The organism is Sphingobacterium sp. R2 (genome assembly GCF_040760075.1).
Lineage (GTDB): Bacteria > Bacteroidota > Bacteroidia > Sphingobacteriales > Sphingobacteriaceae > Sphingobacterium.
Window position 1 is genome coordinate 1,659,783 of record NZ_CP142884.1, and the last position, 17,169, is coordinate 1,676,951.

11 protein-coding genes are annotated in these 17,169 nt (G+C 39.0%); 10 read left to right on the forward strand and 1 reads right to left on the reverse strand.

Translation table 11 applies throughout. The features are described 5' to 3' along the window. Positions 1-25: 25 nt before the first annotated feature. Entirely contained in the window at positions 26-1,630 is a 1,605-nt protein-coding gene (locus VXM68_RS06910; protein ID WP_367210871.1) for a fimbrillin family protein, read from the reverse strand. A 158-nt stretch (positions 1,631-1,788) separates the two neighbouring features. Between VXM68_RS06910 and VXM68_RS06915 the strand changes: the two genes are divergently transcribed. The 10 genes from VXM68_RS06915 to VXM68_RS06960 all read left to right on the forward strand — a co-directional run bounded on the left by VXM68_RS06915 (position 1,789) and on the right by VXM68_RS06960 (position 17,157). Then, positions 1,789-2,919 (forward strand): clostripain-related cysteine peptidase, encoded by a 1,131-nt coding sequence (locus VXM68_RS06915; protein WP_367210872.1) that lies wholly within the window; start codon positions 1,789-1,791, stop codon positions 2,917-2,919. Positions 2,920-3,071: 152 nt separating this feature from the next. Beyond that, positions 3,072-3,773: a hypothetical protein gene (locus VXM68_RS06920; RefSeq protein WP_293953244.1), complete on the forward strand. Its 702-nt coding sequence runs from the start codon at positions 3,072-3,074 to the stop codon at positions 3,771-3,773. An 89-nt stretch (positions 3,774-3,862) separates the two neighbouring features. Then, positions 3,863-5,833 carry a DUF4836 family protein gene (locus tag VXM68_RS06925; RefSeq protein WP_367210873.1) on the forward strand — a complete coding sequence of 657 codons (1,971 nt, stop codon included), beginning with the start codon at positions 3,863-3,865 and terminating at the stop codon, positions 5,831-5,833. Positions 5,834-6,007: 174 nt separating this feature from the next. Further along, positions 6,008-6,808 (forward strand): tyrosine-protein phosphatase, encoded by an 801-nt coding sequence (locus VXM68_RS06930; protein ID WP_367210874.1) that lies wholly within the window; start codon positions 6,008-6,010, stop codon positions 6,806-6,808. Positions 6,809-7,084: 276 nt separating this feature from the next. Further along, positions 7,085-8,668, forward strand: coding sequence for a DUF3843 family protein (locus tag VXM68_RS06935; protein WP_367210875.1), 1,584 nt, complete (start codon positions 7,085-7,087; stop codon positions 8,666-8,668). A 136-nt stretch (positions 8,669-8,804) separates the two neighbouring features. Then, complete coding sequence (locus VXM68_RS06940; RefSeq protein WP_367209531.1) at positions 8,805-10,340, forward strand: IS1182 family transposase; 1,536 nt, start codon at positions 8,805-8,807, stop codon at positions 10,338-10,340. Positions 10,341-10,697: 357 nt separating this feature from the next. Continuing rightward, positions 10,698-11,252 carry an RNA polymerase sigma factor gene (locus VXM68_RS06945; protein WP_367210876.1) on the forward strand — a complete coding sequence of 185 codons (555 nt, stop codon included), beginning with the start codon at positions 10,698-10,700 and terminating at the stop codon, positions 11,250-11,252. Positions 11,253-11,308: 56 nt separating this feature from the next. Further along, positions 11,309-12,268 (forward strand): FecR family protein, encoded by a 960-nt coding sequence (locus VXM68_RS06950; RefSeq protein ID WP_367210877.1) that lies wholly within the window; start codon positions 11,309-11,311, stop codon positions 12,266-12,268. A 3-nt stretch (positions 12,269-12,271) separates the two neighbouring features. Further along, positions 12,272-15,610, forward strand: a complete 3,339-nt coding sequence (locus tag VXM68_RS06955) for a SusC/RagA family TonB-linked outer membrane protein (RefSeq protein ID WP_367210878.1) — start codon at positions 12,272-12,274, stop codon at positions 15,608-15,610. A gap of 17 nt (positions 15,611-15,627) precedes the next feature. Then, positions 15,628-17,157, forward strand: coding sequence for a SusD/RagB family nutrient-binding outer membrane lipoprotein (locus VXM68_RS06960; protein ID WP_367210879.1), 1,530 nt, complete (start codon positions 15,628-15,630; stop codon positions 17,155-17,157). Positions 17,158-17,169 lie beyond the last annotated feature (12 nt).

Below are 17,169 nucleotides of genomic sequence, written 5' to 3' on the forward strand. Positions count from 1 at the left end.
TTGATATGACTAAGTCGTTTATTAATTATTTCCAAATAGAGGTGTTAATATTTCCTTTTTGAGCGTCATTGAGATCCGGGAAGAACGTGAATCCGGTAGCTTTCTCCAGGTCACTAACGGTTAACCGATAATTTTCAAAGGTTACGCCAGATGGAGGTGTTTCATTGTTCATTTTATAGGCGATGGTATAATATTCGGATCCTTTTTTCATTGCTAGTGCTTTGAAGTAATATTTGGGTTTGGCGATATCTTTGCCATCATTGTCCTGTGCAAAGTCTAGGCGGCTATCTGTGCTTGTCTTAGGCATTGCACCAGTTACAATATACATTGTATCGCACTGTGCCGTCCATGTTCTGACTTTCGTTTCCAGGTTTGCCCAAATTCCTTGGTTAAGTCGAGATACCTGAGCTGTCATGTTAGTAAAATAAAACGTTGTTTTATTTTGGGTTGTATTTAAGTTGCGGTCTGCACTTGGCAACTGGTGGCCTCTGTCATAGCCTGTTGGCTGGAAACCTTTAAATAGATTGGGTTGAAACGCAGTAGAGACTTGTGGGTCATATCCCCAAGCATCTGTACGATTGCCCGATCCGAGGATGCTGCTGTATAATGGGTAAGCTACCCAATATGCCATTTTTAACTTTTTGTCATAGAGCATCGCATAGTTTCTGCTGTCGCTCGCGTCGGGCATGAAATGCTGTATAAATACTTCATCATTGCCTAGCTTGCTCATTTTGGGGATCTCCAGATAGGCTTGTGAATCACCGATTCCACCGCTCGGTTTACCGTTGTCAATTTTGATGTCAAAGTTATATCTGTTGCCCGCGATCAGGTGCTGTAGATTCTCATTTTGTGGAACCGTCCAGGTATAGCTATCACCATTAGCAGCAACAAACTTCATTGCCTTTCCAGTGATGTTTTCACCCGGAAGGAGTATAAATTCAATTAAGGCTGTTTTATTCGCATTGACCGTTAATTTTCCCTGAACATCTTTTTTATCAGTTGAATTTACCGTCAATTTTCCAGTTGTTAAGTCGAATCCCCCTTGGGTACTTACTGCTGGTAATTTAACCGTAACTTGATTTGCCTCCAGTACGGCGGTATTGGTAATGGAGAGATGGATACTGATTTTACTCAATTGTCTTACAAAGTTAAGCGGGATGGTGTTGTTACTTTTATCGATGTTTTTAGCGTTATTTGCGTACATCAGATCTAAAGCTGCGGGATTGGACTGATCACTTAAATCAATTGGATATTGAAAATCTGTTAGCGATTTATACGGATAGTATGCGATGAAATCCACTTTTTCAGCGTTTAAGAAAATTGAATTGTTGCTTTGAAACAGCGAACCATTAAAAGTGAACAAGTGGTTGTTGACCTGGTCGATAACAGTCGCTGACTCCAACGGTTGACCTGATCTGTACATGTATACACCGATTTGGTCATTCTGTTCCCAGGTAGTTCCGGTAGCTTTTGTGTTGATTTGGCCGACGATGGTGGGGGTAAATTGTACTGCCGGCCGCTCGATTCGAGATTCAGGCTTCTGACAGGAATTAAATGTAAGCGATGCAATCATAAAGCAAGCTATTCGCAACATATGCTGTTGTGGAATAGTTATGATCTTCTTAATCATATTGATAGTTAGTGTTTGTTAATAAAGTGATGGCAAAAATACTTAAGTTAAGTTAAATTAATATGAAGTCTTCGTATTCTTTTGTGTAAATAATTACTTTATTGATGTATCAGTTTGATTTTTAGATATATTTGTTGCTGTTTTTAAGTGTTTTTACTATGAATTTGATTATGTTCCGCGTATTGATGGTATCGTCTATTTTATCTATGACCTTGTTAAATAGTTGCAATGACAAAAAAGACAAGTTAATGGAGAGCGATAGCCGTGTGTTGTTGGTTTATATTGGTGCCAATAATAACCTGGTTTCAGATGCTTATAACAGCATCAATGCAATGGAAGAGGGGTTGGTTGGATTGGACGCCGATGTTTATGTATATGCCTCTTTGGCGGGCACCACGCCCAAAATCTACAAAATTGTAGCCGATCAAAGTCCAGAAATAAGAAGTACGGTCATCAAATCATATGGGGATCAAGATTCGGCAAGCCCCGAAGTAATGAAACAAATCCTATTGACCATGAATGCATATGCAGGCAGTCGTCCAGTAGGGCTTGTGTTATGGTCACATGCAACAAACTGGCTGCCAAATGTTGGTGTCAAATTGATGTCTTTTAACGAAGACAGGGGAAGCAAAACTGAACTCAGGGATCTGCAAACGGTTATTCCTTCTGGGCTTGATTTTTTAATGTTCGATGCCTGTTCCATGGCGAGTGTGGAAGTCTTGTATCAGCTTCGGGAAAAAGCTAAATATACGATTGCTTCACCAGCGGAAGTGTTATCCACTAGTATGCCTTATCATTTGGTCTTGAAACATTTGTTTGATCCTAATCTTGAGCGGGGGCTGATGTCTGCTGCGGCAACATATTTTAATTTTTATAATCAGTTAACAGGGCTCTATCAGTCTGCTACGATAACTGTAGTGAATAATGCCTATTGGTCGGATCTTGCAAACAATTTCCATATTGCCCTGAATAAATCGCCACTGACAACAGTATATCGCGACAATTTACAGCGACTGGATTTTGACGAGAAGTCTTTATCTGCTGGTTTTGATTTTCTCGATTTTGTGCATCAAAATATTTCGCCCTCCGAGACAACAGCTATCGAGGCTACAGTTTCGAAATTGATTATCTATAAGGCGAATACCGCCACGTTTCTGGGTAAACCCATTTTACGGTATTCCGGACTGTCCTGTTATGTCCCTAATGATTTAAATAAGTGGATACATCCCTATTATAATACACTCCAATGGTCTAAAGATAGCGGCTTTAACTCTTTCGTGAAGGAGTAGGCTTTATATAAATTCTCATTTTTCCCTGAATTCAGGTAGTGAAATGCTTTCGCGACTTTAATAATTTTGTCAATAAGAAAAAATAGCACAATAATTGCTGCTAATGTAAAACATATATTGATTTGACAAATTATTAATCGTACCGAGTTCTAATGAATGGATTTAAAGCAAAAAGAAAATTGAGAAGATTCTATGGAGTAATTTGTGCTTTTTTAATGACTTTGACATTGTCAAGCTGTTTTGATTTTGTTGAGCAGATTGATTTAAAATCAGACGGTTCTGGGCATATTGCGGCGACATTAAATTTGAGTAAAAGTAAGACAAAGGTGTCTTCCTTAATGAAGATGAAAAGTATAAAGGGAATCCGGATACCTTCTCAAGCCGAAATGGAGAAGGAAATTCGATCAGCTGTTCAGTTATTGAAGCAGACTAAAGGTATTTCTAATGTAGCGTACAAGACGGACTTTACCAATTACATTGTCAATATTTCCTGTGATTTTAGCCAGATTGAATCGTTGAATGCTTTTTCGGATATCTTGGCAAACCGTTTTAAAACGAAGATATCGAATTCGAACCGATATTATTATCATACACAATCTCATGTATTTGAACGCAAATTTGTGGCTTCCAATGAGTGGAGAGCAAAGTTCAATCAGTTGGGAAGCGATAATACAACCCAGTTTGCAGACGCATTCTATACACAGATCATACGTTTTGAAAAGCCTGTAATCTCTCAGGGAAACAGTTTGGCAAAGGTTGCAGGAAATAAAAAAGGGGTATTGCTAAAGTTACCTTTTATGGATTTGGTGTATGGTAAATCGAGCTTGGCAAATAAAATTACACTAACAAAGTAACCTGATAATATCGTGAAGACCGAGACCTGCTCAGTACATACATTGCAAATGAACAATAAGTCTGGTTCAGCTGAAAAATTATTTATAAAATGAAATCAAAAATTATATTAGTTGCATTCGCCTGTTTGTCTTTCGGGGCAAGCGTTAAGGCGCAGGACCTAATCAAACAGGTCCCCGAAGATGTGGAAGTCATTGCTGCTTTCAACCTGAAAGATATTGTACAGAAAGCAAATGCGAACAAACTCAATGAGCTGCTTCAAAAAGCGGGTTTTTTTGAAAAGGCTGGTATTTCTGCGAACAATGATATCAAAAATTTGGGCGTTGATCTTTCTAAGCCTGCTTATTTTTATACCAGGAAAACGGATAGTATTAGTTTTACGGAATTCTTATTTTCTTTGAACAATAAGGGGCAATTTGAACAACTTCTCCATGCGGCTGGTGAACCAAAGGCATTTTCTAATGGCTATAGTAGCGTCAGTCTCAAAGCGGGGAGCATGTTGGTGTATAACGATCATATTGCTCGATTTATTTCGGCAACAGCAAATCCAACTTTTTGGGATACTGATTCCATCGCTAACCGGTATGGTATTAAGAAGGTAGAGTATATTGCACGGCCGGCCGATGACGAGGACGCCTGGGCAGATACTACAACGGTGGCAACGGATTCAGCGGCTGTCGTTTGGGATGAGGTTGTAAAGCTTCCTGAGCAGGTATCGCCTCCTGTTGCTATCAATGTAGAACCGGATACCGTTGAGTTAGCTGCTGCAGAAATTCAGCCGCCGGTAGTGGATATTGTCGGGAGTGAGGAAGTTGAAATGCATGACCCGAGTTACTATGATTCACTTTATACAGCATATGAAGATCAAAATCGAAAAAATGATTCTATCCGCAGTGGTTTACTTGAAAAGTGGTTGTTGAACGAAACTACCCGGCTGCTGGTAGGGAATTATAAGTCCTTATCAAGTGCTGATCAGGAGAAAGTTCAGAAAAATATGGGACTTATTCGCTTGTATGTTCCCCGTGTAGAGGATCTTTATCGTAGCCTTACTCCGTATACCTCACTTCCTTATTATTACATGGGAATTAAGCTGGATAAGTTCAAGACCGGCTATCAAGATGGTATATTGGATTTAGCGCAAGATGGAAGTGTGCTGAAATTAAAAGGTTCTGTTGGATTGGATAAAGGGCTTGCTGAGATGTTCAGAAGAATGTATGCTAAAAAGCCAAATTCTAAGTTTAGTAAATATTTGACTGAAAAGACTTTAGGTTTCTTTAATGTAAATATTAATTCGGAAGCTTATCTGAAAGAGATGCCAGCCTATATGGCGCAGTATTATGGCGGTTTGCTGGGGCCGCGACAAGATGTTTTAGAATGGGGGATGATGGCGCTCGAAATTGCGCTAGATGAAAAAGCAATTGCTCAAGTAATGCCTGGCGACCATCTTGTAGTGGTTAACGGTCTTCGTAAATTCAAGAAAGACTACATCGATTATACTTATGACGATGATTACAATGCAACTGAAGTGAAAAAGACCAAAGAAGAAACACTTCCAGTATTTATTTGGATGTTTACATCAAAGGATCAGCGTTTGATCAAAAAAGGCTTAGAAATGGCTGTTTCAAAGCATGTTGGCCAAGTCCATGATGGTATTTATGCATTTTCAACCAAGAAAAATGTGGATGTTCCAATGTATGTTCTTCTAAAGGAGGATTTGGTGATGGTCAGTAATGATTCACTGTCTTTAAATGACATCCGTCAAAATAAGATGAGCGGTCCAACAAACAAAGATTTCGTCAAGCTGATGAAGCAAAATAAGATGTCGGCGGCGATGGATTTAAAAAAGCTGCCTGAAATGTTAAAGGAAATGGGTGTTTCACCAGGAAAACAATGGGAAGAGATGTTGACACAACTCAATCAGTATGGCAGTACTGCAATTACTTCCAAAGGAATCGTAGGCAGCCGCGCTGAAGTTGAAATGTCTACCCGGCTACCTCAAACAGGCGATGGAGCAATCAGTTATTTAATGGATCAGATTATTACAGAATTAAATAAAAAGTAACTAAAAAACGACCAAAACAAATTTATTGCACTATTGTTTTGATCAATTTTGTAATATTATGGTTATATTTTCATAATGTTAAAATAATATTAAGTTTGTTTGCCTTGTTTATGGTACATTTGGTATTTAGCAAATTACTTTAATAGACAAACTAAACGATTTATACATCACAGTATGGGGATATTTTCAAAACTGTTTGGGAAAAAAACTCAAGATTCAAAAGTAAAGGTAGTGGGAAAATTGGCCTTCTTGGAAGTGGATATGCACAACCATATTCTGCCTGGAATAGACGATGGAAGTCAATCTATTGAGCAATCCTTGACTTTGTTGAAAGGACTTGGAAGGATGGGCTTTGAGAAATATGTCTGTACACCGCATATTATGGATGGTGTACATCCAAATTCAATTCGTACGATTGAAGCGGCTAAGGATGAACTTTTAGCTGGTATGAAGGGGCTTCCCAATATGCCAGAAATCCATTCTGCTGCAGAGCATATGATTGATGACGGTATTGCAAATCTCATCCAATCGAATGAGTTATGTGTGATGCCAGGTGGTTATGTATTGATTGAGATGTCTTATTTACAAGAATCCAAAGCGCTATTTCAAACGATATTGGATATACAAAATCTAGGTTATCAACCTATATTGGCACATCCAGAGCGTTATAATTACTATCATTACAATTTCAACATGTATAAGCAAATCAAGGATGCAGGTTGTATGTTGCAGTTGAACTTACTCTCGATTAGTCGTTATTATGGTGTTGAAGTGAAATCTACAGCCTTGACTATGATTAAATCTGGGATGTACGATTTTGTAGGAACAGATGTACATCACGAACGTCATTTGGCGGCTCTGGAAGATGTTGTGGCCAAATATCCGGTACGTGATTTATTGAAAACATGCACTATCTTAAATCCCACGTTGCAAGATCATTTTGGTAGTAGTAAGAATGTGATTGCTACAGGGTAGCTTACGGAACTCTTTTAATAAAAAAGAGAGATACCCAATTGTATCTCTCTTTTTTATTTGCGGCAATGCTATTCGTCTAACTTAAATAGGTTCTTCAATTACGTTATTTGTAGGTGTCTCAGCATACTATGGTCGCAAATTACCCTCCCCGGATGATAAAGTGTATTGTGTTGCGAGCCGTGGATTTTGCTGCAGTCGACAATTTTAATTGATGTTTATATCTGCCCGTATGGATATTTCGAAAATTTGGCTACTTTTGGTTTTAGCATTTTTCATATGAGAGGAAATAGAATTTTTATTCAAGATTGGATTGCACACCATACTTATCAAAAAACAAACGAAATAGATAGTTATTACTTACGTGTTGCAAATGAAATCAACGATAGTTTATCTACGCTTTGGTTTGAAGAGCAAGAAACGAATGATCTTATCCATACAGATGCTTTGAAAACATTGAGTATCTATTTGACCTGTTACTTAGAAGATGTTATCGCAAAAACAGGAATATTTTCTGCCTTTAGAACAATCCATAAGGAACTGTACAATCAACTTCTACCTTTCTATACGGATGATGCCTTGACAGATTATTACACCGAAGATATTAATAGCGAAGATATTGCTGTATTGACTTGGTTGTTTTTCAGCGAACGTAATCCACATCTCTTTATCGATCCCCGTGGACGTTTGATTCAGTTGATTACAGATTTAGCCTATTCAATTCTGGAAGAGCATTATGAGGTTGCGCCTGAAAATGAGAAGTTAAAGTTAGAATATGTTTTGGATGAAGGTGCGAGTTATTTTGAAGTCCGCAATTTTATAGAAAAACTCGTTGCTACAAATTATCTGACGGCGGGCGAATATAATACCAATCTAAATCATTTGATGCAGGTTGCTGAAATTGGACGATATCAACACGATCAAAATCAATTACAACAAATGATCTATCGTGTGCGAGACAACCACTTCAATAATTATAGACTGCATTTGTTTGCATTGAAAGCTTCTGAATTTGTCGCTGAGGTGGTAGGAAAGGAACATGCGCTATACCGTATTGTCAAAGCGCTAGGTAACCGCATCAATAGCTTTTTCGAATATGTAAAGACAGACGAGCTGTATGTGCATGTAAAGCATATCGGTACAAAAACTCCGTTTAAAATCTTTAAGGACTCCATACAGCAATTTGTTGAACCGACAGAAACCTTATCTTTCTATATGGAAATTGTGCCATGGAAAGACGCGTGGAACTTGTCAGGAATCATGACCGTTGTTAACCCCAACGAAGTAAATTTTGATTTACCTGAGCAGTATGAGATGACGTATCGTATTGAGGCTTTGAATGGAAAGGATAAGAGCTTAAAGAAAACTGAAAAGCAGCTGAAAGATATGGGCAAATTATTCCAAGCAGAACATAAGGCAGCAGTTGCGTTTATGGAAGGAAAAGAAGTAAAAGAATTTGCAACTGATTTTTTTAAGAAATATCAGCAAAAATATCCCAGTAAAGAAGAATCACCGCTTCCTGAATCAAATCTAGATCTTACGGAGGATGCTAAAGTCACTGTTTTCTTTAATCCTAAAACTGGTTTGGAAGTATTCGGCGGCATAGAAGAATTTTTTCCATTGGATAATAACAATTTTGTGGAGAAAGACAATCAAAATGAAGTGCCTTTCGCTCGGTATTTTTTGAATCTTTTGGTTGAAGATTTCTTTCCAAGCGAGTTGCCTAAGTATTATATTAATTTATTCAAGGCTGAAGTGGATAAGCAGTTCTTTTTCCCTGTGGACAATGAAGTACTTGATTTCTTCCTCCGTTTCTATAAACGCGGGACTTACTTCTTAGGGCCATTTCCGTTGCTAAAATAGCTTGCGTAGTCTGCTATAAAATTACAGGACAAAAGAGGCTGTCTCAAAAAGACAGCCTCTTTTTTATGTTATTTCATGATATTTAATTTGATTTAATTAATTGATTTTCATATATTTATATTTCAAAAAAAGATATATGTCATCTCAAAGACCTACTTTTAAGCCTTACTATCAGGATCAGATTATGGCAATTCCCCCAACTTTGGACGAATTGGTCTCCAAAGGACATCCGGTACGTATTGTTAACGATGTGATCAACCGTATCAACATACAGGGTCTTTTGGATGCCTACAAGATAAAAGGCTGTTCCAGTTATCATCCGCAAATGCTGTTGAAGGTTCTGGTGTTTGGCTATGTAAGCAATGTCTACAGCAGTCGGAAACTGGAAACAGCCTGCCGGGAGAATATCAACTTCATGTGGCTGAGCGGCATGAGCTATCCCGATCACAATACCATCAACAGATTTCGTGGTGTCCGCTTAAAAGAAGCACTTCGCAGTGTATTTGAAGAAGTTGTTAAGCTCCTGGCCGAAGAAGGGTTGTTAAGCATAGAAGATGTCTACACCGATGGCACCAAGATAGAGGCTAATGCAAACAGATACACTTTCGTTTGGAAGAAAGCTATCCATACCAATAAGGAAAAGATGAAAGCTGCCTTAAAAGATATATGGGACTACGCCCAAAGTATTGCCAAGTCGGAGGACAACCTCCCGGATCCTCCCGATCTGACGACAATTGACAGCGAAAAAGTCCGGGCTACGGTCGATAAGCTGAACAGAGTCTTATCCGACAAACCTTCGGTAAATAAAAAGATGAAGGCAAAGTTGCGTTATGTAACCAAAAACTATCCAGAGAAGATCGTACAATATGAAGAGCAGGAAGCTACTCTGGGAGACAGAAACAGTTATAGCAAAACAGATCCCGATGCCACCTTTATGCGGATGAAAGAGGATCATATGAAAAATGGCCAGCTCAGACCAGGATATAATATCCAGATATCCACGTCCAATCAATACATCGTCAATTACACCATACATTCCAATCCCACAGATACCAGAACATTATCCGGTCATTTGCAACAACATGAGGACAGCTTTGGAAAAACACCGGGAACCCTTACCGCGGATGCCGGTTATGGCAGTGAAGAAAACTATGCATTACTGGCAGCAAAAAATATTGAGAGCTATGTGAAATATGGTATGTTTGACAAAGGACAGAAAAAGAGCTGTGGGGATAAGAAACCATTTTCTGTAGATAAATTACATTATAATCCTTCACAAGATTGCTATATCTGTCCAATGGGACAGGAAATGCATTGTATAGGTACATTTAGCCAAAAGACCTCCGCAGGCTTCCGGCAGGAAATCAAAAAGTATCAGGCAAAAAACTGCACAAACTGCCCGTTGAATGGCGCCTGTCACAAATCACAGGGAAATAGGATCATCGGGGTGAATAAGCAACTTGAGATTTACAGGAACAGGGCATACCAATTGCTCAACAGCGATGTAGGTGTAGCTAAACGAAAACAGAGGTGTTGTGACGTCGAACCTGTCTTTGCAAACATTAAACAGAACCATGGGTTCCGAAGATTTATGCTCCGGGGTAAAGAAAAAGTGTCCATAGAATGGGGATTATTGGCAATAGCACAAAATCTAAGAAAAAAAGCAGCCTAAAAAGCTACTTTTTGTTCATTTCTCCCCTCCATATGAGTCTTTTTCAAATAACCAACAAACAACACACAAATCTATCTCATAGACTTTTTAAACAAAAAAACTGTCCCAAATAAATTTGAGACAGCCTCTTTTTATTTCCAGCTTATTCCAGGATGTATAACGTGACATGATTCAGTGATCGTAATATTGTTAATGAAGCTCCAATGACCCATCGTGTTAATTTAATGTGAATTCATTATAATTAACGTGTTAATAGTTGTGAAACTGTGATTTATGGTTCATATCTGATGTGTGTTTCATGGGTATATTTTAAAAAATTCTCACTAAACTTGTAGGATCAATTATAAGTGATGAAGAATGCCTATTGAAAATAATAATGCCCTGGATTTTAAAGCGTTCTTTTTACTTTATAAGGATAAAGTGTATAAATATGCTTATTTACACCTGAAAGAAGAATCAGCTGCCGCAGATTTAGTCCAGGAAGCATTCTCCCGAATTTGGAAAAAATGGGCGGAATTAGATGAAAATAAAAATCCGCAGTCTTATCTCTATACGATTGCGCGGAACCTTGTGTTTGACGAGTTGCGGAAACAAAAGATCAGATTCCAATTTCAGGCTGCAGATATCGATCAGACCAAATTGGTAGACAATTCGAATGAGGAAGCTATTCGGTTTAAAGATTTGGAACGAGTTTATCGTGAGGCCATTTCAAAACTCCCAAAATCGCGACTCGAAATCTTTTTGTTGAGTAAAGAGGAGTTTTTGGATAATCAGGAAATTGCGGATAGGCTTGGGATTTCCGTTAATACCGTCCGCGATCAATTGGTTAAAGGCAACAAGTTTGTTCGGCAATATATTCTCGATCATTTTGAGATTTCAATAGCCCTATTGATTTTTTTAAAAATTTTTTAGAGCTGCATCGTCTTTCGGTCATCTAGATACGTATATGTATTTAAAGATGGGCATAGATGATGAATTCCAAAATTGCTGCTTTATACAAAAAATTCCTTAAGGGAGAACTTAGTCCCGAGGAAAACGCTATATTTCTTGATTTATTGACTTCTTGTGATCGGGATGAACTTCCAGATGTCGAGGAAGTCGTTTCGCTCGATAATCGCGATTGTGAGCTAAATAAAACGGCTTCAGAGGATATCTTCTTTACGATTACAGGTACGTCATTGACTCCGCGCTTAATACCTATTTGGAAAAGACGCTGGTCTGTCATTTCCGCCGCTGCCTGTTTACTGTTGATCGGTCTTGCCAGCCTCTTCCAATTTGAATTTAAGGGCCAACAGGAGATTAATAAAGTTTCTGAAATTGTTCATTATTCCAATCCGACAAAATTTGTTAAGCAACTTGTATTGCCCGATGGTACACATGTTTCTCTTCGGCAAGGTGCACATATTAAATTGTTGTCAGATTTTGATACAGACAGTTTACGTCGGATCAAGCTTTCGGGGGAAGCTTTTTTTGAGGTAGCTAAGAATGCTAAACAACCTTTTGTAATCGCCAGTTCCGGCGACTTTGATGTTCGCGTATTAGGCACCGCATTTAATTTAAATTGTTCTGAAGGAAGGAGCAGTCTCGTGTTGAATCATGGTAAAGTACGCGTTTCGCGCGATGGTCAATATTCTGTTGTTAGTCCCGGTGAGAAAGTCGCCTATGATGTGCGACAAAGACAATTTGATGTAGCCAAAGCGGATACAAGCACCGCATCGAACTGGAAAAGTGATCTCTTGTCATTTAATCAAGTTCCACTCGCGCAGATTGTAGCCGATCTAAATAATCTTTATCCCGATAGTCATCTCGAGTTAATCGATTCTTTCCGGACTGAAAGTTATACCGGTTATCTACCGGCTAGCGATTTGGAAAAGTCTCTTAAGATGCTCAATACTGCATTTAATCAAACAATTATCCATAAAAAGTAATTTATGAAAAGAACCAATTACTATTTAAAACTTATGGGAAGTGCGCTGCTCTTTCAGTCGCTCGCACTTCATACCATGGCCTCACAATTTTCTACCAGTGAAGGAATCGGGAAAATCCTCACGCGAATGGAACAGAAATTCAACGTCAAATTTGGTTATGATGCTTCGATCTCGAACCAAAAGATCAATGAAGCCGCTGACCTTGATAAATTGAAAAAGGAGCAAATCGTTCAATTTATCCAGACAATTTCAGACGGAAATCTTAAAGTCAAAAAAATTGATGAGAAGCTTTATGTGATCTCGAGAAAAACCGGAAACGAGACTAAGGTTAAAAACGACAAGCCCGTTTCTAACTTTGCCAAAGAGATCCGAGGTAAGGTTGTCGACCAAGAAACGGGGCAGCCTATTGCCGGAGTCACGGTACGTGTCAAAGGCAGTGCACAAGTAACAACGACCGATCAGCAAGGCACTTTTCGATTTGTCAATGTGGCAGACGATGCTATTTTATTGATCTCCTATATTGGTTATCAAACAAGTGAAGTATCCGCTTCAAATGCCGATGTTATTAAGTTAGGCAAATCTTCCGAAGAGCTTGGTGAAGTTGTTGTAACGGCACTGGGTATAAAGAGAGAACAAAAAGCACTGGGATATGCAACGCAAAGCATTAAAGGTGATGATCTGACGCGTGTAAAGGGGGTTGATGTAGGAACCACATTGACCGGACGTATTTCGGGTGTCCGTGTTTTGAACAGTACGGAGTTTAACAGTACACCCCAAATCCAAGTAAGGGGACTAACGCCTATTTTGGTGATCGATGGTGTCGCCTATGAAAATCTTACCCTACGTGATGTGCCGGTAGATAATATCGAAGATATGAACGTGCTGAAAGGTGCAACCGCAACGGCCTTGTACGGTAGCATGGGGGCTGGTGGCGCCATTATGATTACGACAAAAAAGGGACTTGCGGAAAAAGGAACGGAGATCTCCGTCAATAGCAATAACATGTTTTTTTCGGGTTATCTAGCTTTGCCCGAGGTACAACATGGGTATTCTTCAGGTGAGGGGGGGAAGTTTAATAATGATGATTATGTGTGGGGAGATAAACTGGATATTGGGCGTACAGCCAAACAATGGAACCCACAGACAAAACAACTGGAAGAGATGGAGTTGCTTTCCCGAGGCAAGGACAATTTTAAGAATTTCCTTGAGCCGGGATTTATATCCAATAATTCCGTCAGTTTTACCAATCAGGGGGAACACGGAAGTATTAGAACATCGATCAATCATATCTATAACAAAGGGCAATATCCAAACCAAAAGCTGAATATGACAAATATGTCTGTTGCTGGGCAGACTAAGATCAGCGAAAAAGTCGATATAGAAACGCGGCTTGCCTATAACCGTCGTTCAGCAACAAGTAATTTTGGCGCAGGATATAATGATCAGGGATACATTTATAATATTCTCGTGTGGACTGGGCCTGAATATAATTTGCAGGATTACAAAGATTATTGGTTGATTAAAGATCAATCTCAAAATTGGATGTATAAAGCTTGGTATGATAATCCCTATTTAACGGCCTATGAGAAAGTTACCCCTGAGCTGGTTAATAAGATGAACGCTGCCTTGACCTTAAATTATAAGGTTTCTGATTGGGGAAAACTTATGGTACGTACAGGATATGATTATTATGGACAAAGACGAGAGCAACGCAATCCAATGGGGATTTATGGTACGAGGGGCGGATATTCCGGCTTTGACAGTAAAGGAAAGTATTGGATGCAAAATCAAGATGGTTTTAGTACAACAAATGACGTAATCTTTACAGCGAAAAAGAAAGTTGGTGATTTTGGCTTCGACGGATTATTGGGCGGTGCTCTTTTTTATCGACGTGACAATGCCGTTACAGCTACGACAGTCAATGGGTTATCGATTCCAGGATTTTACTCACTTCGAAACTCAATTGATCCAGTGTCGACTGTTGAAAGTAAAACAAAAGAAATGGTCAACAGCACCTATGGACGCCTTTCTGTCTCCTGGCGTAATGCTGTGTTTGTAGAAGCGACAGGACGTAACGATTGGTCTTCGGCTTTATCTAAAGAACAACGTTCCTATTTTTATCCTTCAGTTTCAAGTAGTATAGTCATAAGTGATCTTATAGGGAATAAGCCGGCTTGGTTGGATATGTTTAAAATCCGTGGATCTTGGGCCGTTACGAAGACAGTACCTTCTCCATATGAAATAAACCAGGCCTTTACAATTAGCAATAATGTGTGGGATGGATTACCAACCGCTTCTTATCCGAATTCAATTAAGGATTACTCCATCTCACCTACGCAGCGCGATTTGACGGAGTTCGGTTTTGATTTTGGATTATGGAAAAATCGATTCTATGGTAATTACACCCGCTATTATCGTTTATTACATAATGTAACAACTTATGCAACCATATCGGGTTCATCAGGCTTTACTTCGCGGTTAATTAATACGCAAGAGGAGAAAATGACCAAAGGTCATGAAATTACATTGGGTACAGCTGCTATCAAAAAGGAGAATTTCCAATGGGATGTTATTTTAAATATGTCACAAAACCTGGAATTCTTCCACAAGCTTGATCCCGTTTATTCTGCAGATGCATTATACGTTAAAAAGGGAGCTAGGACGGATTATATTACCGTAAAGGATTGGGAACGATCACCTGACGGTCAGATTGTTAATAACGCCTCGGGAATGCCAATATCTGCAAAATATGCTGCTCAGTTGTATGGTTATACTGCACCAAAATGGTTCGGTGGATTGACAAATCAATTTCGTTACAAAGACTTCTCGCTTTCTTTGAGTGTTGACGGTCGAATAAAAGGAATGTCTTATTCAGGTATGAACGCCCGTTTATGGCAGACTGGTGCACATCCTGATTCAGACAATCCATATCGTTACGAAGAGGTTGTTAATGGTAATAAAACGTTTGTTGCACCTGGTGTGAAGATCGTTTCAGGAGGGGTTACGTATGATAAATACGGACAAATTGCAGAAGATACGCGTGTTTTTGCAGATAATGATAAAGTAGTTTCTTATGAGACCTATTGGAAATCTGCGTATTCTGGAAGACGTAATTATTGGGATGAGACATTTATTAAACTTCGCGAGCTATCGCTCAATTATCGCGTCCCTGAGAGATTAGCATCTAAATTTAAAGCTAAGCGTGCCAGTGTCGGTGTTACTGGGCAGAATTTGCTTCTTTGGACAAAAGAATACCGTTTTTCTGATCCAGATGTTGGTTCAGAAGATTTGAACTCGCCATCTATGCGTTACATAGGTTTTAATTTAAATGTAACTTTCTAAAAACCAGTGAAATTAAGATGAAAATGAAAAAAATGTGTATATATATTGCCATGGGGAGTTTAATCTCATTGGCAAGTTGTTCAAAATTTGATGAGATAAACACGAATCCGGAAACTCCTGTTCAAGTGAATTCTTCGATGTTAGCGACTCGTATCATATTAAATTTAGCGAACCAGCCTACTCAGAAATCATTTATGCAGCCCTATTTATTAACAAAGGAGATTGCATGGACGGAATTAGTTGAAGGGTATCAATATAACGGATTCGGTGAAGGGAGTATATCGATGAATGCAATCAATGATGCTCACTTTATGGGACAGTATGCTTCGACAGATGTGTTAGCAAATTCCTACAATGGATTAATGTATTTCGCTAGGGCTGTAAAATTTTATGAGGCTACCATGAGTGTTGGAGATATACCTTATAAAGAAGCATTAAAAGGGGAGTCTGACAAAACATATTTTCCAAAATACGACAGCCAAAAGGAAGTCTTTTTGGGTATTCTTGATGAATTAGAAAAAGCAGATCAGCTTTTTGCAAGCGGAGCAAAATTTGCAGGCGATCCGATGTATGGTGGAGATATAACAAAATGGAGAAAGCTCGTCAACAGTTTTGCGTTAAATGTACTGATCCAATTGAGCAAAAAGGAAGCTGATGCAGACTTGAATTTAAAGGGACGGTTTCAATCGATTCTAACGAACAAGCCTATATTCACAGCGAATGCCGATAATTTTCAGTTAGTACGCTCGGATAAAAGTGGTCAAACCTATCCTTTTTATAAAATCAGTAATAGTTTCGTTATTTATCCCGTTGTGTCTACGGAGATTATCAATCGTTTGAAGCAGTATCAAGATAGAAGGCTATTTTTCTATGCAAATCCATCAGCTTTGCAAATTGCCAATGGCAAGCAAGTGAGTGATTTCGATGCATATGTTGGTATTGATCCATCATTGGCATTTGGCGATATTGCGGACTTGAAGAAGAAAAACGACTATTCTAAATTGAATGATCGCTATACCGAGCTAGTAAGTGGCGAACCGACACAACAGTACAGCTATGCGCATCTATGTTTTGTAATTGCTGAAGCAGCTGCAAGAGGATGGGTTACAGAGTCTTCAGTCAATTGGTATAAAAAAGGTATTGAGGCAGCAATGAAATTCATTGCTGAAAACACCCCAAATACGAGCCAATACACACACAATATGCCTTTGGATGGGGCCTATATCGCCAGTGCTATTGCTTCTTATGGTAATCAATTCCCTGCTGCTAAAGAAGGGCAGATTGAGGCAATTATGACGCAAAAGTATTTAGCTAGTTTCTTGCAAGGACGAATAAATCCCTACTACGATTATCGTCGTACAGGCTACCCAAAATGGAAAATCAACCCCGCATCCAGTTTAAATGCGGATGATCCAACCAAAATACCTGTTCGTTGGCGCTATCCAGCGAGTGAGTACAACTATAACGGACAAAATCTGGATGAAGCGCTCGCCCGCCAATATGGGGGTAAGGATGAGATCAACCAATTGATGTGGCTTTTGAAATAAGTCCTTCGAAAA